Below are 26,105 nucleotides of genomic sequence, written 5' to 3' on the forward strand. Positions count from 1 at the left end.
TACCTTTGGGTGCCTCAGTCGTTACCTTTCCTACCCCAAAGTCGTTACCTTTCCTTACCCCCCCTCTCAGAAGGTGCTGTAGAGGTGATTTGGGGCGTTGATGCTCCGGCTTTGGGTAAAAGGATGCAGAGATGAAAAAATGCGACATTTACATGTCGATTAGGGTAACCGCAATAAAAGTTTCATATCTGCTCAGTAATGAATCAATAGATACGCGGACGATGCGTACCCATTTGATTCAAACCCGCTTCTTTTCCCTCATGAATCTATTCCAACTACTGATTCGCATAGCGAACCCCCACTGTATAGAGTGCCGGATAGTGGAATAAATAGCCTTTTTATCTTTTGCATCAACTAAATGTCGTTAGAATTTGTTTACTTTGTAACGATTTAAACACTGACTATCGATTGACGTCCTAATGAGAAGAAAATGGTTAAAATGGGTAGTGTGGATACTACTGACCCCTATCCTATTATTTGCAATACTGATGGTATTGCTTTATATCCCTCCCGTACAGAACCTGATACGGAAGCAAGCTACTGCCATCGCATCTGAGGCAACAGGTATGGATATATCTGTGGAACGCATCGACCTCCGCTTTCCGCTGAACCTTTTGGTACGTGGTGTGCAGGTCATTCAAACTCCTGATACTCTGCTGGCCCTGGAAAGCCTGAACGTGCGCGTGCAGGCATGGCCGTTGATACGCGGACAAGTAGAAGTGGACGAGGTAACCGTGAACGGAGTTTTCCTGAACTCTGCCGATCTGATAGAGGGTATCCGCATACGTGGTGTACTGGGACGTTTCTTCCTTGAAAGCCATGGCATGGACCTGAAGAAAGAGGATGCCGTCATCAATCGTGTGGAATTGAGTGATACCCACATGCTCGTTGTGATGAACGATACTACCACTGCCGAACCGGACACCGCGACTACCGCCCTTAATTGGAAAGTAGCCCTGCACAAGTTGGCACTGAAAAACGTTTCCGTTGATTTGCAAATGCCGCTGGATTCCATGCGTCTTGCTGCCCGTCTGGACGATGCGGAGGTAGATGATGCGGTTGCTGACCTGGGCGGACAGATGTACGGTCTGAAGAAATTTGAATTGAGCGGTACTACGGTGAACTATGACACGGGCAGCCAATTGCTCAGTGCCATTAATAGCCTGATAGATACCGGTAGTCTTGCAGTTACTGATAGCACCGGTGTGAAACCTGCTTCCGGATTTGATGCTTCGCACATCGCCTTGCGGGATATTCGTATTGGGGTGGACTCCGTGCTTTATCATGGACGGAATATCAATGCCGTTATCCGGGAATTCTCCATGAACGAGCGTTCCGGTCTGAGCGTCACTTCACTGACGGGACGGGTATATGCTGATTCCACAGTCATTCAGGTGCCTTCCTTAAAATTGCTTACCCCACACAGTGAAATGGATTTCACGGCCCAGACTTATTGGGAACTGGTGGAAATTCCCACTTCCGGACGACTCTCCGCCCGTTTCAATGCCCGCATCGGCAAGCAGGATGTGATGCTCTTTGCAGGTGATTTGCCTGATACATTCAAGGATGCATATCCTTTCCGCCCCCTTACTATCCGTGCCGGTACGGAAGGTAACTTCAAGCAGATGCAGATTTCCCGCTTCAACATCGATCTGCCGGGTGCTTTCACCTTAAATGGAGGAGGCGAGATTTGGAATCTTACCGACAGTCTGACGCGCAACGGAAGCATTGACTTCGATATCCGGACACAAAATCTGAATTTCCTTACCGGACTGACAGGCGTCACCCCGGATGGCTCCATAGTAGTGCCGGATAGTATGCATTTGGCAGCACGTCTTGGCATGGATGGACCTAAGTATGACGCTACGCTTAAGCTGAAAGAACGTGAAGGGCTATTGAGCTTGTTGGCGCACTATAACACTGCCACTGAAGCCTATCAGGCAGACCTTCATGTGGATGCCCTGCAAGTACACCACTTCCTACCTAAAGATTCTATCTATACCCTTTCGGCTAAGGTTGCCGCTAAAGGAAAAGGATTCGATCCCGCCAACCACCGTACCGTGGCGGCTGTACAAGCTTCTCTCGGCGAATTACAATACGGGCACAGGAATATTTCCGGTATTGACCTGACAGCCGGATTGAAATCCGCTCTTGCCACTGTACGCATGACGAGCGACAATGCCCTGCTGAAGATGCGGGCGGATGCCGATATGCGTCTTGACCGTAAATACCTGGATGGCAAGGTGGCTATGAATGTGGAGAATGTCGGTTTACATGAGTTAGGAATCTCTCCCAAGCCATTGAAGCATCCTTTCGCTTTCACTCTCGGTGCCGAAGCACGCCATGACTCTATCAAGATGAGCATGAATGCAGGCGATCTCGACTTCCAGTTCCGTGCCCGCAGCACATTGAAGAAATTGCTGGAACAAGGTACTGCCTTTTCTACGCTTCTTACCAGGCAGATAGAATTGAGGCAACTCGATCATGCAGAATTACGGAAAGCGCTGCCCTCAGCCGGTATGCAACTGAAAGCCGGCAAACAGAACCCTGTCGGCTATTTCCTGGCAACTAAGGATATTTCTTTTGATGATTTTGTGTTGCGTTTCGGCACTACCCCCCGGCGAGGTATCAATGGGCGTACTGCTATACATGGTTTGCGTATGGACTCCCTGCAACTGGATACTATTTTCTTCGCTATCAGCCAGGATACTGCACGTATGAAGTTGCAGGGTGGTGTCATTAATGGTCCGAAGAACCCGCAGTTTGTCTTCCGCAGTACGCTGACGGGTGAAATCCGTAATGAAGATGCCGAACTGACTTTGAATTATGTGGATGCGAAGGGAGATACCGGACTCGATCTGGGTATCAATGCCCGTCCTTTGATAGAGGGCCGGGGTAGGGGTAATGGTATTGCTTTCCGCTTGACACCTGCCGAGCCTATTATCGCTTTCCAGAAGTTCCGCTTTGTGGATAACAGCGACTGGATTTACTTGCATAAGAATATGCGCGTTTATGCCAATGTGGATATGGACAGCGACGATGGACTTTGCTTCCGCATGCAGTCCGACCGTTCCGACACCGTTTCCTTGCAGAATATCAATTTGGAACTCATACGTTTCCGCCTGGATAAACTGAGCGGTATTCTGCCATATATGCCCCGCATCACGGGACTTTTCTCGGCAGAAGCCAACTATATACAGACCGCAACCTCATTGCAAGTTTCCGCTGAGGCCGGCGTGGAAAAACTGACTTACGAACGCCAGCCGGTAGGTAACATCGGATTGGGTGCCACCTGGCTTCCGGGTGATAAAGGTACGCACTATCTGAATGCCTACTTCCGTTCGGGAGATCAGGAGGTAATGACCGCTGATGCCGTCTTGACCCAGAAGAACGGGCGCGATTCGGTTGAAGTCAACACTACTTTTGAGCATTTCCCACTCTCGCTTGCCAATGCTTTCATGCCCGATCAGGTAGTTGCCTTTACCGGTGACATCGACGGCGGACTCTATATCAGCGGTGCCATGGAGAAGCCTAAACTGAGCGGTGACCTCTCACTGGACAGTGTATCCGTCTATGCCCGTCAGGCAGGTGCACGTTACTGGTTTGACAATCGTCCGTTGAAGATAGAGAATAATCAACTTATCTTTAATAAGTTTGCCATATACACCACCAGCCGGAATCCCTTTACGATAGACGGGAACGTAGACTTCCGCAATATGGAAAACCCGACGGCGAAGTTGAACCTGCGTGCACAGAACTACACTTTGCTTGATGCTCCCCGTACCAAGGAAAGTATGATTTACGGCAAAATCTTCGTAGATTTGAATGCCACTGTACGTGGTCCGCTGGATGGACTGACCATGCGTGGAAACATGAATCTGCTGGGTAACACAGATGTGACCTATGTGTTGACTGACTCTCCTCTGACTGTAGAAGACCGTTTGGGTGAACTTGTCACGTTCACTTCCTTTACGGATACTACTTCGGTACAGGCAGCTGAGGTCCCCACCATGTCGCTCGGCGGTATGGACATGTTGATGTCTGTGCACATCGATGATGCCGTACGTTTGCGTGCTGATCTTAGCCCCGACCGCAGTAGCCGTGTGGAGCTGGAAGGTGGAGGTGACCTGAATTTGCAATATACTCCGCAAGGCGATCTCACATTGTCCGGTCGCTATACGTTGATAGGTGGTATGATGAAATATGCCCTGCCCGTTATCCCGTTGAAAGAGTTCCAGTTTGTCAATGGAAGTTATGTGGACTGGACGGGTAATCCGATGAACCCTTCACTCAACCTGACTGCTACGGAACGTGTCCGCGCTTCTGTATCCGATGGCGATGACGGCGGTTCGCGCATGGTGAACTTCGACGTTTCCATCAGCATCAAGAACCGTTTGGAGAACCCTGATTTGTGCTTTAATCTGAGTGCTCCCGATGATGCCACCGTACAGGGTGAACTGGCAGGAATGAGTGCCGATGAACGAAGCAAACAAGCCATTACCATGCTTGCCACAGGTATGTATCTTTATAACAGCGGAAAAGGTGGTGGTTTAACTATGGGGTCCGCACTGAACAGCGTGCTGCAAAGTCAGATTAATGCGCTGACTGGAAATCTGAAGAACGCTTCTCTCAGTGTCGGCATTGAAGACCGTACCGCTGCTGAAACGGGTGATAAACAGACGGACTATAGTTTCCGCTACTCTCAGCGTTTCTTCAATGATCGTATACAGATTGTAATCGGTGGAAAAGTATCCAGTGGCGCTAATGCAACGAATGACGTAGAATCATTCATCGATAATATTTCTTTGGAATATCGTTTGGATAATAGTGGTACACGCTATGTCCGCGTGTTCCATAACAAAAACTATGAAAGTGTGCTCGATGGTGAGATAACCGAGACAGGTGTCGGCCTTGTGCTTCGCCGTAAGATGGACCGCCTGAGTGAGCTGTTCATATTCAAGAGAAAGAAGAAAGTAGAACCTGTGAGCGAATAGTGTAAAAGAAATAAGAATTAAAATGAAGAAACTCGTATACATCCTCCTTGCAACCCTGCTTCTGGCAGCCTGCTCCACTACTAAGCACCTGCCCGAAGGCGAAGTGCTCTATATCGGTCAGAAGCCTATGCTTGTAGAGAACCGCTCTGATACCAAGGTAGGCGAGACTGCTATGGAAGAAGTGGAAGCCGCCCTTGCCAAAGCTCCCAATAACTCCCTGCTCGGTAGTTCCGAATACCGCATCCCTTTCCCATTCGGACTGTGGGTGTACAATGGTTTTGCGAAGTACAAAAAAGGTTTTGGTAAGTGGATATTCAATCGCTTTGCCGCTACTCCCGTGCTCATATCTTCCGTTAATCCGGACATCCGGCAGAAAGTAGCGACGAATATCCTGCACGATTATGGGTACTTCAATGGCACGGTAAGTTATCAAACTTTTGTTAATCCTAGGGACAGTCTGAAAGCTAAATTGCAATACACGGTCGATATGCGTAACCCGTACTTCATTGATACCGTATATTATCGGGGATTCAATAGTACGACGATGCAGATTATCAACCTTGGCCGCCGTCGCTCCCTGATCAGTCCGGGTGAACAGTTCAATGTTACTGATCTTGATGGTGAGCGTACCCGCATCAGCGGTTTGCTGCGTAATATGGGGTATTACTATTTTCGCCCTGACTACCTGACTTACCAAGCCGATACAACTCTCGTTCCCGGTGGGCACGTCAGCCTGCGCATGATCCCTGTTCCCGGTATGCCGAAGGACGCCGAACGCCCTTTCTTTGTAGGTAAAACTAATTTCTACCTCCACGGCCCGCAAGGACAAACGCCCAATGACAGTCTTTACTACAAGACTTTCTGGATACACTATTACGATAAACTGAAGATACGTCCCAATATGCTCCACCGTTGGCTGAACTACCAAGGTTACCAACGGAAACGCCAGGAACTGGACAAGGGAGGTATGCGCCGTCGTCCGGAAAAGCTATATAGCCAATACCGGCAAACCCGTATCCAGGAGCGTCTGGCAAGTGTGGGCATCTTCCGTTATCTGGAGATGCAGTACACACCCCGCGATACGGCACTCGTTTCCGATACGCTGGATGTGAATATCCGTGCCATGTTGGATAAACCGTATGATGCCGAATTGGACTTTAATGTCACCATGAAGAGCAATAACCAGACCGGTCCCGGTGCCGCCTTCACCGTAACGAAGAACAACGTCTTCGGTGGTGGTGAAACCTGGAATGTGAAAGTGAACGGCTCTTATGAATGGCAGACGGGTAAGAACAGCAGCTCACTGATGAATAGCTACGAGTTAGGCTTATCTTCTGCACTTACCTTCCCACGTATCGTCTTCCCCCGGATGGGTACCAAGGAATATGACTTCCCGGCTTCCACCACCTTCCGTGTCTACATAGACCAGATGAACCGTGCCAAGTACTACAAACTGCTTGCTTTCGGTGGAAACGTCACGTATGACTTTCAGCCTGTGCCTACCCGGAAACATAGTATCACGCCCTTCCAACTGACATTTAATGTGCTGCGCAATCCGACTGCGGCTTTTGAGGAAATACAGGCTCAGAACCCGGCCCTTTATATCAGCCTCCGTAATCAGTTTATTCCCAAGATGGAATATACCTACACCTATGATAACGCTTCTCTTCGCAATGTACGTAATCCCATCTGGTGGCAAACGACGGTCGGCTCTGCCGGTAATCTGACCTCTTTGATTTACAAGGCATTCGGACAGTCTTTCAGCAAGGAAGACAAGAAATTGCTGGGAGTGCCTTTCGCACAATTCCTGAAGCTGAATTCGGAGTTCCGCTATCACTACAGGATAGACAAGAACCAGATGATTGCTTCCCGTATTGCAGGAGGAGTAATCTGGTCCTACGGAAATGCAACGACTGCGCCTTATACCGAACAGTTCTATATTGGTGGTGCCAACAGTATCCGTGCCTATTCTGCCCGCAGCATCGGTCCCGGTGGCTATCCACCCGATAAAGAGAAAAAATATTCCTATATCAACCACGTGGGCGATATCCGTATGGAAGCAAACGTGGAATACCGCTTCCGTATTCTCGGCGACCTGCACGGAGCTATCTTCCTCGATGCAGGTAATGTCTGGCTGATGCGTAAGGATGAAACCCGTCCCGATGGACAGCTGACGTTGAAGAATTTCCCGAAACAGGTTGCTTTGGGTACAGGTGCCGGTCTGCGTTACGACCTGGACTTCCTTGTATTCCGTTTCGACTGGGGAGTGGCACTGCATGATCCGTATGATACAGGTAAGAAGGGATATTATAATATTCCGAAGTTTAAAGATGGCATGGCATGGCATTTTGCTATCGGTTATCCGTTCTAATGGCGGGTTTTGTACGATAGAGCTAAAATATGAACCAATTGTCTACCTTTCTTGACTTTATTTTTTGTAATTTTGCCCCGTAATCAAAACAAGGATACACTAACCTTTTTAAATAATAACTAAGTATGAAACCAACTTTATTCTTATTGGCAGCCGGAATGGGCAGCCGTTACGGTGGCTTAAAGCAATTGGACGGACTGGGTCCGAATGGCGAAACTATTATGGACTATTCAATTTATGACGCCATTAACGCCGGATTTGGTAAGCTCGTTTTCGTAATCCGTAAGGATTTTGAGAAAGACTTCCGTGATAAAATTATTTCCAAATACGAAGGTCATATCCCGTGCGAATTGGTGTTCCAGTCTATCGACGATCTGCCCGAAGGCTTCACTTGCCCCGAAGGTCGTACGAAACCCTGGGGAACCAACCACGCCGTAATGATGGGCGCTGATGTAATTCAGGAACCGTTTGCCGTTATCAACTGCGACGACTTCTATGGTCGCGATTCTTTCCAGGTAATGGGTAAATTCCTTTCTGCACTGCCCGAAGATTCAAAGAATGTATATTCAATGGTAGGTTTCCGCATTGGTAATACACTGAGCGATAGCGGTACTGTATCTCGCGGTCTTTGCGGTACGGATGCCAACAATCTGCTGACTTCTGTTGTAGAACGCACTAAGATACAACGTATGGACGGAGAAGTGAAATACATTGACGATAATGGCGAATGGACGGCTACTCCCGAAACTACTCCGGTAAGTATGAATTTCTGGGGCTTTACTCCCGATTACTTCGCATACAGCTGCGATTTCTTCAAGAGCTTCCTGAGCGATCCGAAGAATATGGAGAACCTGAAGAGTGAATTCTTCATTCCGTTGATGGTAGATAAATTGATTCAGGACGGTGTCGCTACATGCGAGGTCCTCGATACTACAAGCAAATGGTTTGGCGTGACTTATCCTGAGGATCGTCAAAGTGTTGTAGATAAAATCCAGGCTTTAGTGGATGCGGGTGAATATCCTGCCAAACTATTTTAAGTCTGGAGAACTTTGCGAAAGCAAATTTAAAATTAGGAATGAAAGGGAGTCATCGTGAGATGGTTCCCTTTTTTAATTTCATGGCAATGCGTCTTTCTGACCGAAGATAGAGACCGGACGGCTGAAGCATATAGTCTTATCACCTGTTTGATGCTTTGATATGATCCGGTTCATTACGAGGGGTGATGCAAAAGGTGGCATCTTTTACATGAGGGGTATAAGTGATGAAGGCGAGATGAATGCAAGATGGATGCTTAAAGTTGTATAGTTGCTTCGCAAGCCTCGGCTACTGCCTGATGGTGTGTGATGAAGATGAATGTTTTTGTGCCAATGGAACGGCTTACCTTTTTTCCTATTTCATCAATGACAGCAGAGACGGATTGCATCTGGCTTATAGTTACGATGGCCTGAACTGGACTGCCCTGAACGGTGGCAAGTCTTACCTGCCCCCTGCCGTGGGGAAAGATAAACTGATGCGTGATCCGAGTATCTGCCAGGCACCCATTATTTCCGATTGCATATCCTGCGGGGAGATGCGGGGTTGTGGGAATGGAAAATATATGAGTAAGGCAATGGTGATGCCTCTCCATCAATATTTATAAGTTAACATAATGCGCCCTTCCGAAGTATTGGAAAATACATTGGCGTGATACCTGTATTTAGTATCGCGGGTGTAGTTCATAAACGTGCCGGTGAGGTATAGTTGCTTCCGCAATTTCAGGTCCAGCCGGAGGCCGACTGCATGGAGAATGGCCCTCGAACGGTCGCCCTGTGCATTGAGCGTCTTCGGTTCCACTTCATCCCAGTTGATGTCTTGGGGATACCCTTTCCAGGTGAACATGTGGTAGACTTCGTAGATGGTGGATATAGCAAGACGGTCCTTGTAGGTAAAGTTAAAGTTGAGCTTGCTACTGTAGCCGCTGGCCAGGTTGTAGATGCGTTCGTCCACTTGATAATAGTCGCTGAGGGCACCTCCCAGAAGGATGGCGTTGAGGTAGGCGTAACCATCTATTCCCCAGTTCCGTTTGAGGTTTCTTTTGTAGATGAGGCCGCCGCCCACGGAAGCGGGTGTACAGAATTTATAAGGTACTTTTGCCGATACTGCCGATATCGTGTCCGAATCGTAGTAATCGAAGTGCTGGTACAGCCCAAGGCTGAGGTAGTGCTTTTCATTGTTCACCAACTCTTTGGCTACCAGTCGGCCAACGATGTTTATCTGTCCCAGGACTGGTTGATCTTTCTGCCAGTTCAGGTTCGCCTGGATGGAGAAATAGTCGTAGGGTCTGGTATCTTCCGCATCGAAGCGGTCACCGTATTCGACGTTGATTTCGGAGGCCAGGCCCACACCTTTGTCCAGAATCTCGTCTTTCAGTTCCAGGGTACGTATGCCCAGAGACACATCCACGCTTACATCGGGTACACCGAATTGCTTGCCCGAAGTGGAACGCCGCTTCCAGGCATCTCCGTTGATAATACGGGTCAAGCCGCGCATGGGGGACACCAGGAATCCGGCAAACTCCAGTCCGAAGCGTGACCAACCGGTTTTCCGGTCGTCGAGGATGAGGTCGGAAACCCTGTAAGTCACTTCACCCAGGGCCATACCGCCAATGGGGGTGGCAATGATGTCGTTGGTAGAGGGATATTCGTTCTCCATAAACATCTCCCACATGAAGCTGCCGCCGAAAGCGAAGAGCCCGGACTGCCAGAAATTGTATCCGTTGGATCGGGCTGAGTTGAAGTACAGACTGCCGTGGTAGGGGTGCATGAACATATTGGTGCCCATGGCGTCATTGTCCCACACGAAGCCATGCTTGAGGTTGTCCTTGATAGTACGCCCGTTGATGTAGGCAAAGTCAGCCTTACGGATATAGCGGTCGAAGGCCCAGACTCCCATATTGATGCAGAAGACCATGGTGCCCGCCTGAAGCCCTCTTTTGTGGGAGTAATAGTCTATATCGAGCGAGTCGGCAGGTCGGGGAGTGGCTAAACGGTGGCGAATGGCGAGTTGCGGATAAGCCACATTAACGGCTATCAGGAAAGTGAGCAGAGTCAGCAGTAACTTTTTCATGACGCAAACTTAGGGATTTTTATTAAATGCACGTAGTTGTATTTTTCGTAAAAAGTCTCTATAACTTCTTAATTAACTCGTTTGCAGCATAAAAGGTTCACAAAAGGGAGGGGTTTGGTATGCGTTCGTCCGTTCCATCCGCGTTGTCCGCGTACCAATTATTCTCCGGATGAATCGAAAATTATGGCTTGTGCTGCATGGATTTGGGGGAGTTTCTTTATCTTTGTCGCAACTGTTACAGTGAAAATGCTAGCAACTCTAAATTCTTACTAAGAATATGCTGAAGGAGAAACAGCTTTATATTATCAGTGGTTGTAATGGTGCCGGCAAAACAACGGCATCTTATACTGTTTTGCCCGAGGTGTTGCAATGTAAGGAATTTGTGAACGCTGATGAGATTGCCCGTGGCTTGTCTCCCTTCAATCCTGAGGGAGTGGCGATTGATGCGGGGCGTCTGATGCTGAGGCGTATTGAAGAACTGATGCGGGAAGGAGAGAATTTCTCGATTGAAACAACGCTTGCTACACGTTCTTATGCCCGGCTTGTGCGGCAGGCGCAGAAGAAAGGGTATCGGGTTAGCCTTATTTACTTTTGGCTGAATTCACCGGAACTGGCAATCAATCGTGTACGTCAGCGTGTCAGTGAAGGCGGCCATGGTATACCGGAAGAAGTTATACGCCGGCGCTATCAGGCTGGGATAAATAATCTGTTCGACATCTATATGTCCTGTGTAGACTATTGGCTGTTGGCGGATAATAGTCGGGAGAACCGCGTTATTGTTGCTGAAGGTGGTCCTACTCTTTCGACACGGATGTATGAGGTAGAACTCTTTAAAACCATAGAAAGTTATGTCAAACGATGAGTGGAAGGAATTAAGCGAGAAATTGCACTATGGGTTGGCACTGGCCGAGCAACGCATGCTTGAGAAAAAGGCACAGCGGAACGAAACTGTGATAGTGGGTACACCTGATGGTGAAATAAAAGCCATTCCTGCCCGCCGTCTGCTTCGTAAGGCAAAGCAGCGTAAGATGAAATAAATATCTTCACTTGCTGGGAATGCAGAAACAATCGTTCTTCTTCTGTAACCCCGTTACTTTGAACACTTGGGTATCCCCACCCGCGACTATACCCTCACCTCCGAAGAATTTGCCTATCTGATACATCCTGATGACCGCCAATCTGTGATTGAAGTCCAGTCCACCTACGTAGGTCAGTTGAAAGATACTCCTTTTCGGATTGTTGGCATCTGCATGAGTACTCAGAAGTATAAGGATACCGAGGACCGTCTGAACGAAGCTCTGCGTAAAGCCCGGCACAGTGATAAACTGAAAAGTATCTTCCTTGCCAATATGAGCCACGAAATACGCACCTCGCTCAATGCTATCGTAGGTTTTTCCTCCTTGCTAGCCTATGGGGAATCAGAGCTGACCAAAGATGATATCATCGAATTTACCTCTCTGATTGAAAAGAACAGCCAGCTGTTGATGGTTCTGATCTCCGACATCCTGGACCTCTCCAAAATAGAGTCGAACACCATGGAGTTTAGTTTTTGCAGTGTTTCCCTCCATCGGGTATTGAATGAGATAGGCAGTCCGTCCGTTTTATCCGCGTACCTATTTTACTCATAACCCATCAGAAAGTAATGAATTCCGCCAGCGAGTTACAATAATATAGGCTTACGATGTCATATCCCGCTGGAAATCGTTACCTTTGCAGTCCTGAACGATAAATTCATTGACACTATGATATCAGTAGAAGGACTGAAGGTAGAATTTAATGCAACCCCTCTGTTCGAAGACGTCTCTTACGTAATCAACAAAAAAGACCGCATCGCCCTGGTGGGCAAGAATGGTGCGGGTAAGTCTACCATGCTCAAGATATTGGCCGGACTACAGCAGCCCACTTCCGGTGTCGTTGCCATTCCCCGCGAATGTACTATCGGTTACCTGCCACAGGTGATGATTCTCAGTGATAAGCGTACCGTGATGCAAGAGGCGGAACTGGCTTTCGAACACATCTTCGAGATGCAAGCGGACATCGAACGCATGAACCAGCAACTTGCCGAACGCACCGATTATGACAGCGAAGAATACCATAAACTCATCGACCGTTTCACTCACGAGAACGAACGTTTCCTGATGATGGGCGGCACCAACTTCCGTGCTGAAATAGAACGAACCTTGCAAGGTTTGGGTTTCAGCCGCGAAGACTTCGACCGCTCCACCAGTGAGTTTTCCGGTGGTTGGCGTATGCGTATCGAGCTTGCCAAACTCCTGCTTCGACGTCCCGATGTGCTGTTGCTCGACGAGCCTACCAACCACCTGGATATTGAGAGTATCCAATGGCTTGAAAACTTCCTTTCCACACGTGCCAATGCCGTGGTATTGGTGAGTCACGACCGTGCATTTCTCAATAACGTCACCACACGTACCATTGAAATTACTTGTGGACAGATTTACGACTACAAAGTGAAGTATGACGAATTCGTCGTACTGCGGAAGGAACGTCGTGAACAGCAACTCCGTGCCTATGAGAATCAGCAGAAACAGATAGAAGATACCGAAGCCTTCATCGAGCGCTTCCGCTATAAAGCCACGAAGGCTGTGCAGGTACAGAGCCGCATCAAACAACTGGAAAAGATAGAACGCATCGAAGTAGACGAGGAAGACAACTCGGCATTGCGCCTGAAGTTTGCTTGCAGCAGCCGTAGCGGAAGTTACCCTGTCGTCTGTGAGGATGTCCGGAAGGCCTATGGCGACCATGTCATCTTCCACGATGTCAACCTGACCATAAACCGTGGTGAGAAAGTGGCGTTCGTAGGTAAGAACGGTGAAGGTAAATCCACTCTGGTAAAGTGTATCATGGGAGAAATCACCGACTATACCGGTAAACTCACCCTCGGTCATAATGTACAGATCGGTTACTTCGCCCAGAACCAGGCACAACTTCTGGATGAAAGTTTGACGGTATTCGATACCATCGACCGTGTAGCCGTAGGCGATATCCGCCTGAAGATACGCGATATTCTCGGTGCCTTCATGTTCGGCGGCGAAGCTTCTGATAAGAAGGTGAAAGTGCTGTCCGGTGGAGAGCGTACTCGCCTCGCAATGATCAAGCTCTTGCTGGAACCCGTGAACTTCTTGATACTGGACGAACCGACTAACCACCTCGATATGCGTTCGAAGGATGTACTGAAAGATGCCATCCGCGAATTTGACGGTACAGTCATTTTAGTAAGCCACGACCGTGATTTCCTGGACGGACTTGCGACTAAAGTATATGAGTTCGGTGGTGGAATTGTGAAAGAACACCTCGGTGGCATCTACGACTTCCTGCAAAAGAAGCAGATAGAAAGCCTGAACGAATTACAGAAAGCACCCGCACTTTCTACCTCACCCTCCGGTGGAAAAGAGAATACGGATACCGCCACTCAATCTTCCGGTGCTAAGCTTTCTTATGAAGAGCAGAAGGAACTGAACAAGAAGCTCAAAAAACTGGAACGTCGCGTTGCCGACTGTGAATCGGAGATAGAGCAGACCGAGTCTGCCATCGCCATTCTCGAAGCCCGGATGGCAACTCCTGAGGGAGCTTCGGATATGGCCCTTTACGAGCAGCACCAGAAACTGAAGCAACAACTCGACTCTGTGATGGAAGAGTGGGATGCCGTCTCTACCGAACTGGAAGAAGTACGGAAAGAACAATAAAACTTAAGTACTGTATCATAATTAAATGATAATTTAGCGGTGAGAATGAATAGGCAGAACTATCTCAATTCTCCTCCTCCCGGGAGGAGGAGTACCCGTAGGGGGAGGTGGTAGGTAAAATAATAAATACCTATTAATAAGAATATTAAGGTATTCTTTCCTACCTACCACCCCGCCCTTTGGGCACCCCTCCTCCGAGGAGGAGGGGAATTTAGATAGTCCGAGTATTTCACCGATAAATTCCCATTTATAGTACGAAACAATTTTGAATATCTACTTATAACATTATTTTATATCTTATGAAAGTAACTCATTATTTACCTTTAGCCGCAGCTTGCCTTATGATGGTGGGATGTGGTACGGGCAAGCAGAAAGCTGAAATGACAGCCGGTATCCAGCTTGCCAATCTTGACACAACTGCCCTTCCGGGGAGTAGTTTCTATCAGTACGCCTGTGGCGGTTGGATTGAAAGCCATCCACTTTCACCTGAGTATTCACAGTACGGTTCTTTTACAGAACTTGCCGAGAATAATCGTAAGCAGATACAAGGTCTGATTGAAGAACTGGCTGCCACTCAGCACGAAGCAGGTAGTGTAGCGCAAAAGGTAGGCGACCTCTACAAGATTGTTATGGACAGCGTGAAGCTGAACAAGGAAGGGGTTGCTCCTATCAAAGCCGATCTGGAACAGATTGCTTCCCTGAAAGATAAAGAAGCTGTTTATGCTTTGCTCGCCGATCTGCGCAAACAGGGCATCGGTGCTTACCTCGGCCTCTATGTGGCTGCCGATGAAATGAACAGTAACGAGAATGCCGTGCAGCTTTATCAAAGCGGCTTGAGCATGGGCGAACGCGATTACTATCTGGCTACTGATCCTTCTACTACCGCTATCCGTGATGCCTTCCGTACTCATGTACAGAAAATGTATCAGTTGGCCGGCTTCGATGAAGCTACAGCCAAGAAAGGTATGGAAGTGGTTATGGACGTGGAAACCCGTCTTGCTAAAGCTTTCCGTTCTCGTACCGAACTGCGTGACCCGCATGCCAACTACAATAAGATGAGCATGGAAGAGGTGAAGAAGAATTATCCTACTTTCAACTGGGACGCTTACCTTTCAGGTCTTGGACTGACAGATGTGAAGGAAATCATTGTCGGCCAGCCTGCTTCGGTAGCTGAAGCTGCCAATATCCTGAACACCTTACCTGTTGATCAGCAAGCTCTTTACCTGCAATGGAAACTGATTGATTCTGCTGCCGGTTATTTGAATGACGAGATGGCTCAACAGAACTTCGACTTCTACGAACGTACCATGTCCGGAACGCAGGAAATGCAACCCCGCTGGAAGACTGCCGTTTCTGTAGTAAGCTCCGCACTGGGTGAAGCCGTAGGACAGATGTATGTAGAGAAATACTTCCCTGCCGCTGCCAAGGAACGTATGGTATCTTTGGTGAAGAACCTTCAGACCAGCTTGGGCGAACGCATCAACAACCTTGCCTGGATGAGCGACGAAACCAAGCTGAAAGCACAGGAGAAACTGGCTACTTTCCACGTGAAGATCGGTTATCCTGATAAGTGGAAAGACTACTCTACGTTGGAAATCAAAGACGACTCTTACTGGAACAACTTCAAGCGTGCCAGCCTGTGGAACTATGCTGAAATGATTGCCAAAGCCGGCAAACCGGTAGACAAGGATGAGTGGTTGATGACTCCGCAGACCGTAAACGCTTATTACAACCCGACAACGAACGAAATCTGTTTTCCTGCCGGTATCCTGCAATATCCGTTCTTCGATATGAATGCTGACGATGCCTTCAATTACGGTGCAATCGGTGTTGTAATCGGTCATGAGATGACACACGGCTTCGACGACCAAGGTCGCCAGTACGACAAAGACGGTAATCTGAAAGACTGGTGGACGGAAGAAGATGCTAGGAACTTCGAGAAACGTGCCGATGTAATGGTTGCTTTCTTTGACAGCATAGAAGTTGCACCGGGGGTACATGCCAACGGTCGTATGACACTGGGTGAGAACATTGCCGACCACGGAGGTTTGCAAGTATCTTACCAGGCATTCAAGAAGGCTACCGCTGCCGCTCCGCTGGAAGTAAAAGACGGTTTCACTCCCGAACAACGCTTCTTCTTGGCTTATGCCAATGTTTGGGCTAACAATACCCGTCCCGAAGCCATCCTGCAATTGACGAAGATCGATGTACACTCTCTGGGTAAATGGCGTGTAGACGCTGCATTGCCACACATTGCTGCATGGTATGAGGCATTCGGCATTACAGAAAAAGATCCGATGTTCGTACCGGTGGCAGAACGCATCTCTATCTGGTAAGTCTTGCCATCGTTTTGGCACAGTTGTGCCAAGGCGATGGCATAGCCTTGCCAAGGCGATGGCAAAACTGTGCCACAGCTGTGGCACAGCTCTGGCATAATGGGGCGGTATTCTCTCCGTTTAGCAAAAAAGAAAGATAAAGGCAGTAAATCCTAAACAGGATTGCTGCCTTTTTTAATTATACCTAATTTATTGTGTTTGAGTATGTGTGCAAATAAACATTTTTAGTACCTTTGCGCATCAAATACTTATATACGCAATTCCATGTCTGAAACAAAAAGAATTAAAACCGCTTTAGTATCGGTTTATCATAAGGAAGGTTTGGACGAAATCATCACCAAACTGCATGAAGAAGGAGTTGAGTTTCTGTCAACAGGCGGAACTCGTCAGTTTATAGAATCACTGGGTTATCCCTGTAAAGCAGTGGAAGACTTGACCACGTATCCCTCTATCCTGGGTGGACGTGTGAAGACCCTGCATCCGAAAGTGTTCGGTGGTATTCTCTGCCGTCGCGGACTGGAACAGGATATGCAACAGATAGAAAAATATGAAATTCCCGAAATAGACCTCGTTATCGTCGATTTGTATCCGTTTGAAGCTACCGTAGCTTCCGGTGCCGACGAGCCGACTATCATCGAGAAAATAGATATAGGCGGTATCTCACTGATCCGTGCTGCTGCCAAGAATTACAATGACGTGGTTATCATTGCTTCTCAGGCACAATACCAGCCGTTCCGCGATATGCTGATGGAACATGGAGCTACCACTTCGCTGGAAGAACGCCGTTGGTTTGCCAAAGAGGCGTTTTCCGTTTCTTCCCATTACGATTCAGCCATCTTCAACTACTTCGATGGCGAAGAAGGTTCCGCATTCCGTTGCTCTGCCAATAATCAGAAGACTTTGCGCTATGGCGAGAACCCGCATCAGAAGGGTTACTTCTACGGAAATCTGGAAGCTATGTTCGACCAGATTCACGGAAAGGAAATCTCTTACAACAACCTGCTCGATATCAATGCAGCTGTTGACCTGATCGATGAATTTGAGGAGACTACGTTTGCCGTATTGAAGCATAACAATGCTTGCGGCCTGGCTTCACGCCCCACGGTGCTCGAAGCATGGAACGATGCATTGGCCGGTGACCCGGTTTCCGCTTTCGGTGGTGTGCTCATCACAAACGGAGTGATCGATAAGGACGCTGCTGAGGAAATCAATAAAATCTTTTTCGAGGTAATTATCGCTCCTGATTACGATGTAGACGCATTGGAAATCCTGGGACAGAAGAAAAACCGTATTATTCTGGTTCGCAAGCCTGCCGCACTGCCTAAGAAGCAGTTCCGTTCTCTCTTGAATGGTGTGTTGGTACAGGACCGCGACCTGAATACCGAGAAGCCTGAAGATTTGAAAACTGCAACCACGAAAGCACCTACCGCACAGGAAATAGAAGACATGCTCTTTGCTAACAAGATTGTGAAGAATAGTAAGTCCAACGCTATCGTACTGGCTAAAGGCAAGCAATTGCTGGCAAGCGGTGTGGGACAGACTTCACGTGTGGATGCTTTGAAGCAGGCCATCGAAAAAGCCAAGAATTTCGGCTTCGACCTGAAAGGTGCCGTGATGGCATCCGACGCTTTCTTCCCCTTCCCCGACTGTGTGGAGATTGCCGGAAATGAAGGTGTGACCGCAGTTATTCAGCCGGGTGGTTCCATCAAGGATCAGCTTTCGTTCGACTATTGCAACGAACATGGTATCGCGATGGTGACCACAGGAATTCGTCATTTCAAACACTAAGGATATTTACGATTTGGTGATTTACTATTTACGATTTGCCATGCGGCATCGTCATGATAAATCGTCAGATCAATAGTAAATAGTGAATTCTTAAATAGTAAATAGTAAATAGTAAAATAGTAAATACACAGATGGGATTATTCTCTTTTACGCAAGAAATAGCGATGGACCTTGGTACCGCCAATACCATTATTACAACCAATGGTAAGATTGTGGTGGATGAGCCTTCGGTGGTAGCTCTCGACCGTCGCACCGATAAGATGATTGCCGTGGGTGATAAGGCGAAGATGATGCACGAAAAGACCCACGAAAATATACGTACCATCCGTCCGCTTCGCGACGGTGTAATTGCCGATTTCTATGCTTGTGAGCAGATGATACGCGGTTTGATAAAGATGGTGAATAATCGCAACCGTCTGTTCTCTCCTTCGCTCCGTATGGTTATCGGTGTCCCCTCGGGTAGTACTGAAGTGGAGCTGCGTGCCGTGCGCGACTCTGCGGAGCATGCCGGCGGACGTGACGTCTACCTGATTTTCGAACCTATGGCTGCCGCTATTGGTATCGGTATCGATGTGGAAGCTCCGGAAGGAAACATGATTGTAGATATAGGTGGTGGTTCTACGGAAATTGCCGTTATCTCTTTGGGTGGTATCGTAGCCAACAATTCCATACGCATAGCGGGCGATGACTTTACTGCAGACATTCAGGAGTATATGAGCCGCCAGCACAATGTGAAAGTCAGCGAGCGTATGGCCGAACGTATTAAGATCAATGCGGGTGCCGCCCTGACCGAACTTGGTGAAGACGCCCCCGAAGATTATATCGTTCACGGACCGAACCGTATCACGGCTCTGCCTATGGAAGTGCCTGTATGCTATCAGGAAGTGGCGCACTGTTTGGAGAAATCAATCTCGAAGATTGAAACCGCTATCTTGAATGCGCTGGAAAATACACCTCCCGAACTGTATGCCGATATTGTGCACAATGGTATTTATCTGGCAGGTGGTGGTGCATTGCTCCGCGGACTCGATAAGCGTTTGACTGATAAGATTAATATTCCGTTCCATATTGCTGAGGATCCCCTGCATGCTGTTGCCAAAGGTACGGGTGTGGCGCTGAAGAATGTGGATCGTTTCTCATTCCTGATGAGATGATAAAGCCATATGCGAAATTTACTGAACTTTCTTATTAAATACAACTACTGGTTCCTCTTTCTACTGTTAGAGGCAGCCAGTTTTGTTTTATTGTTTCGTTTCAACTACTATCAGCAGAGTGTGTTCTTCACATCTGCCAACAGTGTGGCGGGGAAAGTTTACGATGTTTCGGGAACTATTACTTCTTATTTCCATCTGAAATCTGTCAATGAAGACTTGCTCGACCGTAATATGTGGTTGGAGCAGCGGGTGGCTTTCCTGGAGAAAACGCTGAAAAATAAAGGAATGGACTCTGTTCGGTTGTATAGCCTGGAACGGCTCGAACCGGACGAATACCATATTTTCAAAGCGAATGTCATCAAGAATAGTCTGAACCGGGTGGATAATTATATCACCCTTGATGAAGGAACCTCTGCGGGTATCCGTCCGGAAATGGGAGTGGTAGATGCCAACGGAGTAGTGGGCATTGTCTATAAGACTTCTCCACATTACTCTACCGTTATCCCATTGCTGAACAGTAAATCGAGCATCAGTTGCAAGATTGTGGGCAGTGAATATTTCGGTTACTTGAAGTGGGAATATGGAGACTCTCGTTATGCTTATCTGAAAGATTTACCTCGCCACGCAGAGTTTAACCTGGGTGATACGGTGGTGACAAGTGGATATTCTACAGTATTTCCTGCAGGCATCATGGTGGGAACGGTGGATGATATGTCTGATTCTCACGACGGTCTCTCTTATCTGTTGAAGATAAAACTGGCTACGGACTTCGGAAAGGTGAGCAACGTGCGGGTAATTGCCCGTACCGGACAAGAAGAGCAGAAAGCGCTGGAGAAGGAAGAGGAGAAGTGATGGGAGTGATAAGGTGATAGAGTGATAGGAGTGATAAATGATAGGGGGGGGACCTCAATCGTAAATCGTAAATTATAAAATCGTAAATCAAATTGGTCATCAATTATCTGCATAAAATAGGTTGGTTTATCGGTTTGGTACTATTGCAGGTACTGATACTGAATAATGTGCATATTGCCGGATATGCCACTCCTTTTCTATATATTTATCTCATACTGAAATTCGAGTCGGAAACGCCACGGAATACTTTGATGCTGTGGGCGTTTTTTCTGGGACTGACGGTGGATATCTTTTCGGATACGCCGGGTATGAATGCTGCGGCTACGGTGGCACTGGCTTTTCTGCGTCCTACATTCCTACGCCTGTTTGTGCCGAGGGATGCGTTTGAGAATATAGTTCCTTCGATCAAGTCGATGGGAATTGTACCTTTCCTGAAGTATTTGGTTGTTAGCGTTTTTATTCATCATGCAATATTACTTACCATAGAATTCTTTTCGTTCGCCCATATCGGAACGTTGCTGCTGAGAATTGTGGCAAGTGCGTTGCTGACTATAACCTGTATCATGGCTATAGAAGGAGTGAAGAAGAAGTAAGATGGCAAAAGATTATACACTCGAAAAGCGGAAATTAGTGATAGGTGGGGTAGCAATTGTGATTGTTATCATTTATATCATGCGTCTTTTTGTGTTGCAGATCATGACTGATACTTACAAGAAGAACGCGGACAGTAACGCTTTCCTCAATAAAATCCAGTATCCTTCGCGCGGTGCGATTTATGACCGCAATGGAAAATTACTGGTGTTCAATCAACCTGCGTATGATATCACATTCGTGCCGCGAGAGGTGACGGAACTGGATACTCTCGATTTTTGCCGCACACTGAATATTACGAAAGAACAGCTGCTGAAGCGAATGAAAGATGTGAAGAACCGCTGGATGAATCCCGGTTATTCCAGATATACGCATCAGGTGTTTATGACGCAGCTCTCGGCGGAAGAGTGCGGTGTATTCCAGGAAAAACTCTTTAAATTCCCGGGCTTTTATATTCAGAGACGTACTATCCGGCAATACACTTATAATTCTGCCGGACATGCTTTGGGGGATATCGGTGAGGTTTCAATGAGAGATATTGAGGCTGACGATTACTACATTCGCGGTGATTATGTGGGTAAGCAAGGTATAGAAAAGTCATACGAGAAATACCTGCGTGGCGAAAAAGGAGTGGAGGTTTTGCTTCGTGATGCGCACGGACGTATTCAGGGCCACTATATGGATGGGAAACTGGATCGACCATCCGTACCGGGTAAGAATCTGAAATTAGGGTTGGATATTGATTTGCAGATGTTGGGTGAGCGTCTGATGAAGAATAAAATCGGTGCAATTGTGGCTATTGAGCCGGAAACGGGGGAGATCCTTTGTTTGGTATCTGCTCCGAACTTTGATCCGCACTTGATGATTGGCCGCCAACGTGGTAAAAATCATAATATGTTGCAGAGAGATAAGCAGAAACCTTTGCTGAATCGTGCTATTATGGGTGTTTATCCTCCGGGGTCTACTTTCAAAACAGCGCAGGCGCTGACATTCTTACAGGAAGGTATTATACAGCCATCCACATCGTTTCCTTGTTCTCACGGATTCATTTATGGAGGTCTGCGTGTGGGATGTCACGGGCATGGATCACCTCTTCCGCTGATACCTGCTATTGCCACTTCGTGTAATGCTTATTTCTGTTGGGGGCTTTATCGCATGTTTGGTGATAAGAAATACGGTTCACCACAGAATGCGCTTACTGTATGGAAAGATCACATGGTTTCTCAAGGATTTGGTTATAAGCTGGGAACGGACTTGCCGGGTGAGAAACGCGGATTTATTCCCAATGCGGGTGTTTATGATAAGGCCTATCGTGGATCATGGAATGGATTGACGGTAATCAGTATTTCTATCGGTCAGGGTGAAGTTTTAAGTACACCTTTGCAAATGGCAAATTTAGCGGCTACCATTGCCAATCGTGGTTATTTTGTGACTCCGCATATCGTGAAGGATATTCAGGATGCAGAATTGGATAGTACCTACCGGGAACGTCGTTACACTTCTATCGACCGCTCTTATTATGAAGAAATTGTAGAAGGTATGCGGGCTGCCGTTACGGGAGTTACCGGAAGTGCTACTTGCCGTATAGCCGGAACCATACTGCCGGGTGTAGAAGTCTGTGGAAAGACGGGTACGGCACAGAATCGCGGACATGACCACTCTGCATTTATAGGTTTTGCCCCAATGGATAAGCCGAAGATTGCAATTGCTGTTTATGTGGAGAATGGTGGTTGGGGTGCAACCTACGGAGTACCTTATGGTGCTTTAATGATGGAACAGTATTTGAATGGAAAACTTTCGCCTGCCAGCGAAGAAAGAGCGGAAGAAATGAGTAATCGTGTGATAATGTATGGTGACGAGGAGAGATAGTATATGGAAATCACTGGATTGGGTAACGATCTGTGTTTACTTGATTCTGATTGTATTCGGTTGGTTTAGCGTTTGCGGGGCAAGCTATGATTATGGCGACCGTGACTTCTGGGATTTCTCCACTCGTGCAGGTAAGCAACTGGTTTGGATTATCTGCTCTTTCGGATTAGGGTTTGTGCTGTTGATGCTTGAAGATGATATTTATGATATGTTTGCCTATCTGATTTATATAGCACTTGCCATCTTACTTGTGGTCACTATCTTTATAGCCCCTGATACGAAGGGGTCGAGGTCGTGGCTGGTCATGGGGCCGGTAAGTTTGCAGCCGGCTGAGTTTGCCAAGTTTGCTACGGCGCTGGCTCTTGCCAAGTATATGAATTCCTATTCGTTCACCATGAAGAACTGGAAGAATATCTTGATGATGGTCTTTCTTATTCTGTTCCCGATGATGCTTATTATTTTGCAGCGGGAGACTGGCTCAGCGTTGGTATATATTGCTTTCTTTTTGGTTCTGTATCGGGAGGGGATGCCGGGTGTGGTACTGTTTTCCGGAGTGTGCGCGGTCGTTTATTTTGTGGTAGGTATTCGTTTTGACCAGGTGTTTATTGCCGATACGCCGACGCCGATAGGGGAGTTTGCTGTACTTTCGATGGTCTTGCTGTCTGCGGCAGGAATGGTGTGGGTTTATAAGAAGAAATGGGAACCGGTACGCAATATATTGTTAGTTACCATTGGAGTGTTGTTAATCGCTTATTTTATATCGGAATATGTGATTCCGTTTAATTTGGTTTGGGTGCAATGGGGACTGTGTGTGCTGGTAGTTGGGTACCTTATTTTCCTTTCGTTAAGTGAACGCCATCTTAGTTATTTCCTGATAGGTATGTTTGCTATCGGTTCTATCGGTTTCTTATATTCCAGTGATTACTTCTTTAATAAAGTATTGGAGCCTCACCAGCAGATACGTATCAAGGTGGTATTAGGTATGGAAGAAGATTTGGCTGGTGCCGGATACAATGTCAACCAGTCGAAGATAGCTATCGGTTCCGGTGGTCTGACAGGAAAGGGTTTCCTGAACGGTACTCAGACTAAGTTGAAATATGTACCCGAACAAGATACGGACTTTATTTTCTGTACGGTAGGTGAAGAAGAAGGATTTATAGGTTCTACTGCCGTGCTACTCTTATTCCTTATATTAATACTCCGTCTGATTGCTGTGGCGGAGCGGCAACCGTCTACTTTTGGTCGAGTCTATGGGTACTCAGTCGTTAGTATATTCCTGTTCCACCTATTTATTAATGTAGGTATGGTGCTGGGATTAACACCTGTGATTGGTATTCCGCTGCCATTCTTTAGTTATGGCGGTTCTTCGCTTTGGGGATTCACCATCCTGCTGTTCATCTTCCTGCGGATTGATGCAGGACGCAAAAAGAGACTGTCAGCGTTTTAATTTGATTCCTACATCATTGATACCTGGAAGAACTTCGTCTGGTAGAAGGTGTATAATTTTGAAGCGGTATTCCCCGGCTTTTCCAATACGGATGAAACCTGCTGGAAGAGTTGATTGATATAACCCACCCCAGCCATCTCCTAACCAAATACCTGCATTGTCAGCAAGTCGCAGTTCCAATGTATCCCGCTTGATATTTGGGACTTCCGGACTGTCGTAGTAGATGAGTAAGGGCAGATTCTGATACGGATAATTGTTCCGGTTTCTCACTTCTACGGATACATTGTAGAGTGTAGCGGAGTCTGCAACCGAAACATTGAAGAATAGTGTGTCATTCCGCTGCCAGCCTTCCGTTGGCAGGGATTGAAAAGAATGATATACAGTCTGTTCATCGCAGGCTGTATAGAAGCTTGCGATGAACAGCAGTATTAAACTCTTCAGGAGAGATGTTTTATTCTTGAGCTGGTTTTTCATTTCCGGCTGGTTTCTCTCCTTGTGGTCTGGGTGGATTGTTGGGTCTGGGACCTCTATCAACACGTTGTCCATCTCCTCGTTCACGGTTTTTTTGCTTGTTGCGTCTGACCTGATCGCCTTGTTGTCTGGGTTGGTTCCCCTGTTGCCTTGGCTGCTCGCCTTGTGGTCTGGGGGCACCTTGTGGGCGTGGTTCACCTTGTGGGCGTGGTCTGGATTGTTGATCTCCAGGTTGATTCGGATTTCCTTTTTTCTTTTTCTTGCGGTTGTTATTACCGCCGTTTCCATTTCCGCCACCGTTATTTTCTCCGCCATTTTTACCTTTACGACTACGGTCGAAGCGGGTTAAGCTTTCCTGTTCCAACAAATCTATCGGCTTCTTGGGTTCCACTTGGCGTGCTTCTTCTACAAGACTTTCTGGCTTAGTGCCCCGTTTGTTCATACCGATGATTTCAAATGCACGCTTACCACTGATTGTTACCAGATTGGCAGGAATGTTTTTGTCGGTAGAGTAGGTTATCTGATTGCTTAGAATATCTGCCTTAAAGAAATAGAAAGTACCGTCTTTGGTTTCCAACTCGATCTCCCTGGAAGGAAGACGTTTCTGAGCTTCCACATAGCAGTCCACTTCATAGTTGAGACAGCATTTCAGTTTGGCACATTGTCCAGCCAGTTTTTGCGGATTGAGAGAAATATCCTGATAACGGGCGGCACTTGTGGATACTGACACGAAGGAAGTCATCCAAGTGGCACAGCAGAGCTCGCGTCCGCAAGGGCCGATACCGCCGATTCGTCCGGCTTCCTGACGTGCGCCAATTTGCTTCATTTCAATGCGGACATGGAAAGTATCTGCCAATACTTTGATCAGCTGGCGGAAGTCCACACGCTCATCGGCAATATAATAGAAAATAGCTTTGTTGCCGTCTCCCTGATATTCCACATCACCGATTTTCATGTTGAGATTCAGGTTGAGGGCAATCTGCCGGGCACGTATCATGGTGTCATGCTCGCGTCCCTTGGCTTCATTATATTTGTCCATATCTACCTGCTTGGCTTTGCGATAGATGCGCTTGATATCAGCCTCAGACTTGATGTTAGCTTTTCGCATTTGTAGCGGAACAAGGCGTCCGGTTAGGGTCACTACACCGATGTCATGTCCCGGCGTTGCTTCTACGGCCACGATGTCGCCCTTTTCAAGAGGTATATGGTTACTATTGCGGAAATATCCTTTGCGGGTATTCTTGAACTGAACTTCTACCAGGTCGCTTTCTTCCCCGTTTCCGGGAATGTCGGCCAGCCAGTCGTAGGTATTCAGTTGCTTGTCTTGCTTGCCGCAACTTTTGCAGCGGAGACCTCCGCTTCCGTTATGTAGTTTAAAATCCATTTTTTTATTTATGATTGAGATTACTACTATATATCTGAT

General features: G+C 47.3%; 16 protein-coding genes and 2 pseudogenes. 15 read left to right on the top strand and 3 right to left on the bottom strand.

Going from position 1 to position 26,105, the window contains the following annotated elements; translation table 11 throughout:
• Nucleotides 1-419: 419 nt before the first annotated feature.
• From BN161_RS10395 to BN161_RS10410, 4 genes and pseudogenes are all read left to right on the top strand, one after another.
• The gene (locus BN161_RS10395; protein ID WP_044265688.1) at nucleotides 420-4,994 is read left to right on the top strand and encodes a translocation/assembly module TamB domain-containing protein; all 4,575 of its coding nucleotides are present in this window, start codon (nucleotides 420-422) and stop codon (nucleotides 4,992-4,994) included.
• A gap of 22 nt (nucleotides 4,995-5,016) precedes the next feature.
• A complete protein-coding gene (tamL, locus tag BN161_RS10400) occupies nucleotides 5,017-7,365 on the top strand; it encodes a translocation and assembly module lipoprotein TamL (protein ID WP_044265691.1) in 2,349 nt (782 codons plus the stop codon).
• Nucleotides 7,366-7,490: 125 nt separating this feature from the next.
• Complete coding sequence (locus tag BN161_RS10405) at nucleotides 7,491-8,402, top strand: glycosyltransferase family protein (protein WP_007219823.1); 912 nt, start codon at nucleotides 7,491-7,493, stop codon at nucleotides 8,400-8,402.
• A gap of 296 nt (nucleotides 8,403-8,698) precedes the next feature.
• Nucleotides 8,699-8,905, top strand: a pseudogene (locus tag BN161_RS10410) (hypothetical protein); the annotation flags it as partial.
• Nucleotides 8,906-8,991: 86 nt separating this feature from the next.
• Here BN161_RS10410 and BN161_RS10415 read toward each other — a convergent pair.
• Nucleotides 8,992-10,470 (bottom strand): DUF3943 domain-containing protein, encoded by a 1,479-nt coding sequence (locus tag BN161_RS10415; RefSeq protein ID WP_044265697.1) that lies wholly within the window; start codon nucleotides 10,468-10,470, stop codon nucleotides 8,992-8,994.
• 277 nt (nucleotides 10,471-10,747) lie between these two features.
• Between BN161_RS10415 and BN161_RS10420 the strand changes: the two genes are divergently transcribed.
• From BN161_RS10420 to rodA, 11 genes and pseudogenes are all read left to right on the top strand, one after another.
• Nucleotides 10,748-11,332, top strand: a complete 585-nt coding sequence (locus BN161_RS10420; protein ID WP_044265700.1) for a zeta toxin family protein — start codon at nucleotides 10,748-10,750, stop codon at nucleotides 11,330-11,332.
• Complete coding sequence (locus tag BN161_RS10425) at nucleotides 11,319-11,507, top strand: hypothetical protein (protein ID WP_007667596.1); 189 nt, start codon at nucleotides 11,319-11,321, stop codon at nucleotides 11,505-11,507. Before BN161_RS10420 ends, BN161_RS10425 begins: the two co-directional genes overlap by 14 nt.
• Before the next feature lie 48 nt (nucleotides 11,508-11,555).
• Nucleotides 11,556-12,062, top strand: a pseudogene (locus BN161_RS10430) (sensor histidine kinase); the annotation flags it as partial.
• A gap of 150 nt (nucleotides 12,063-12,212) precedes the next feature.
• Nucleotides 12,213-14,174 (top strand): ABC-F family ATP-binding cassette domain-containing protein, encoded by a 1,962-nt coding sequence (locus BN161_RS10435; RefSeq protein ID WP_044265703.1) that lies wholly within the window; start codon nucleotides 12,213-12,215, stop codon nucleotides 14,172-14,174.
• Nucleotides 14,175-14,473: 299 nt separating this feature from the next.
• Nucleotides 14,474-16,510, top strand: a complete 2,037-nt coding sequence (locus tag BN161_RS10440) for a M13 family metallopeptidase (RefSeq protein WP_044265706.1) — start codon at nucleotides 14,474-14,476, stop codon at nucleotides 16,508-16,510.
• A 264-nt stretch (nucleotides 16,511-16,774) separates the two neighbouring features.
• Nucleotides 16,775-18,298, top strand: a complete 1,524-nt coding sequence (gene purH, locus BN161_RS10445) for a bifunctional phosphoribosylaminoimidazolecarboxamide formyltransferase/IMP cyclohydrolase (RefSeq protein ID WP_044265709.1) — start codon at nucleotides 16,775-16,777, stop codon at nucleotides 18,296-18,298.
• 131 nt (nucleotides 18,299-18,429) lie between these two features.
• On the top strand, nucleotides 18,430-19,452 hold the full coding sequence (locus BN161_RS10450) for a rod shape-determining protein (RefSeq protein ID WP_007209637.1): 1,023 nt from the start codon (nucleotides 18,430-18,432) through the stop codon (nucleotides 19,450-19,452).
• 9 nt (nucleotides 19,453-19,461) lie between these two features.
• Complete coding sequence (mreC, locus tag BN161_RS10455) at nucleotides 19,462-20,304, top strand: rod shape-determining protein MreC (protein ID WP_044265713.1); 843 nt, start codon at nucleotides 19,462-19,464, stop codon at nucleotides 20,302-20,304.
• Nucleotides 20,305-20,396: 92 nt separating this feature from the next.
• Nucleotides 20,397-20,897 (top strand): rod shape-determining protein MreD, encoded by a 501-nt coding sequence (gene mreD, locus BN161_RS10460; RefSeq protein WP_007219709.1) that lies wholly within the window; start codon nucleotides 20,397-20,399, stop codon nucleotides 20,895-20,897.
• 1 nt (nucleotide 20,898) lies between these two features.
• Nucleotides 20,899-22,764 (top strand): penicillin-binding protein 2, encoded by a 1,866-nt coding sequence (gene mrdA, locus BN161_RS10465; RefSeq protein ID WP_044265715.1) that lies wholly within the window; start codon nucleotides 20,899-20,901, stop codon nucleotides 22,762-22,764.
• Nucleotides 22,745-24,211, top strand: a complete 1,467-nt coding sequence (gene rodA / locus BN161_RS10470) for a rod shape-determining protein RodA (protein ID WP_044265718.1) — start codon at nucleotides 22,745-22,747, stop codon at nucleotides 24,209-24,211. The genes mrdA and rodA overlap by 20 nt, the downstream gene beginning before the upstream one ends.
• On the opposite strand, the gene BN161_RS10475 is transcribed toward rodA, so the two are convergent.
• Both BN161_RS10475 and ricT read right to left on the bottom strand, forming a co-directional pair.
• Complete coding sequence (locus BN161_RS10475) at nucleotides 24,200-24,685, bottom strand: gliding motility lipoprotein GldH (RefSeq protein WP_044265720.1); 486 nt, start codon at nucleotides 24,683-24,685, stop codon at nucleotides 24,200-24,202. The two genes, rodA and BN161_RS10475, sit on opposite strands and share 12 nt — an antisense overlap.
• A complete protein-coding gene (ricT, locus tag BN161_RS10480; protein WP_044265723.1) occupies nucleotides 24,663-26,066 on the bottom strand; it encodes a regulatory iron-sulfur-containing complex subunit RicT in 1,404 nt (467 codons plus the stop codon). The genes BN161_RS10475 and ricT overlap by 23 nt, the downstream gene beginning before the upstream one ends.
• Between the last annotated feature and the right edge of the window lie 39 nt (nucleotides 26,067-26,105).

Source organism: Bacteroides timonensis, from assembly GCF_000513195.1.
GTDB classification, from domain to species: Bacteria; Bacteroidota; Bacteroidia; order Bacteroidales; family Bacteroidaceae; genus Bacteroides; species Bacteroides timonensis.

Bases quoted from the DNA above. Each gene is read 5' to 3' on its own strand.
- BN161_RS10395 (WP_044265688.1), top strand. From the start codon at position 420: ATGAGAAGAAAATGGTTAAAATGGGTAGTGTGGATACTACTGACCCCT.
- tamL (WP_044265691.1), top strand. From the start codon at position 5,017: ATGAAGAAACTCGTATACATCCTCCTTGCAACCCTGCTTCTGGCAGCC.
- BN161_RS10405 (WP_007219823.1), top strand. From the start codon at position 7,491: ATGAAACCAACTTTATTCTTATTGGCAGCCGGAATGGGCAGCCGTTAC.
- BN161_RS10415 (WP_044265697.1), bottom strand. From the start codon at position 10,470: ATGAAAAAGTTACTGCTGACTCTGCTCACTTTCCTGATAGCCGTTAAT.
- BN161_RS10420 (WP_044265700.1), top strand. From the start codon at position 10,748: ATGCTGAAGGAGAAACAGCTTTATATTATCAGTGGTTGTAATGGTGCC.
- BN161_RS10425 (WP_007667596.1), top strand. From the start codon at position 11,319: ATGTCAAACGATGAGTGGAAGGAATTAAGCGAGAAATTGCACTATGGG.
- BN161_RS10435 (WP_044265703.1), top strand. From the start codon at position 12,213: ATGATATCAGTAGAAGGACTGAAGGTAGAATTTAATGCAACCCCTCTG.
- BN161_RS10440 (WP_044265706.1), top strand. From the start codon at position 14,474: ATGAAAGTAACTCATTATTTACCTTTAGCCGCAGCTTGCCTTATGATG.
- purH (WP_044265709.1), top strand. From the start codon at position 16,775: ATGTCTGAAACAAAAAGAATTAAAACCGCTTTAGTATCGGTTTATCAT.
- BN161_RS10450 (WP_007209637.1), top strand. From the start codon at position 18,430: ATGGGATTATTCTCTTTTACGCAAGAAATAGCGATGGACCTTGGTACC.
- mreC (WP_044265713.1), top strand. From the start codon at position 19,462: ATGCGAAATTTACTGAACTTTCTTATTAAATACAACTACTGGTTCCTC.
- mrdA (WP_044265715.1), top strand. From the start codon at position 20,899: ATGGCAAAAGATTATACACTCGAAAAGCGGAAATTAGTGATAGGTGGG.
- rodA (WP_044265718.1), top strand. From the start codon at position 22,745: ATGGTGACGAGGAGAGATAGTATATGGAAATCACTGGATTGGGTAACG.
- BN161_RS10475 (WP_044265720.1), bottom strand. From the start codon at position 24,685: ATGAAAAACCAGCTCAAGAATAAAACATCTCTCCTGAAGAGTTTAATA.
- ricT (WP_044265723.1), bottom strand. From the start codon at position 26,066: ATGGATTTTAAACTACATAACGGAAGCGGAGGTCTCCGCTGCAAAAGT.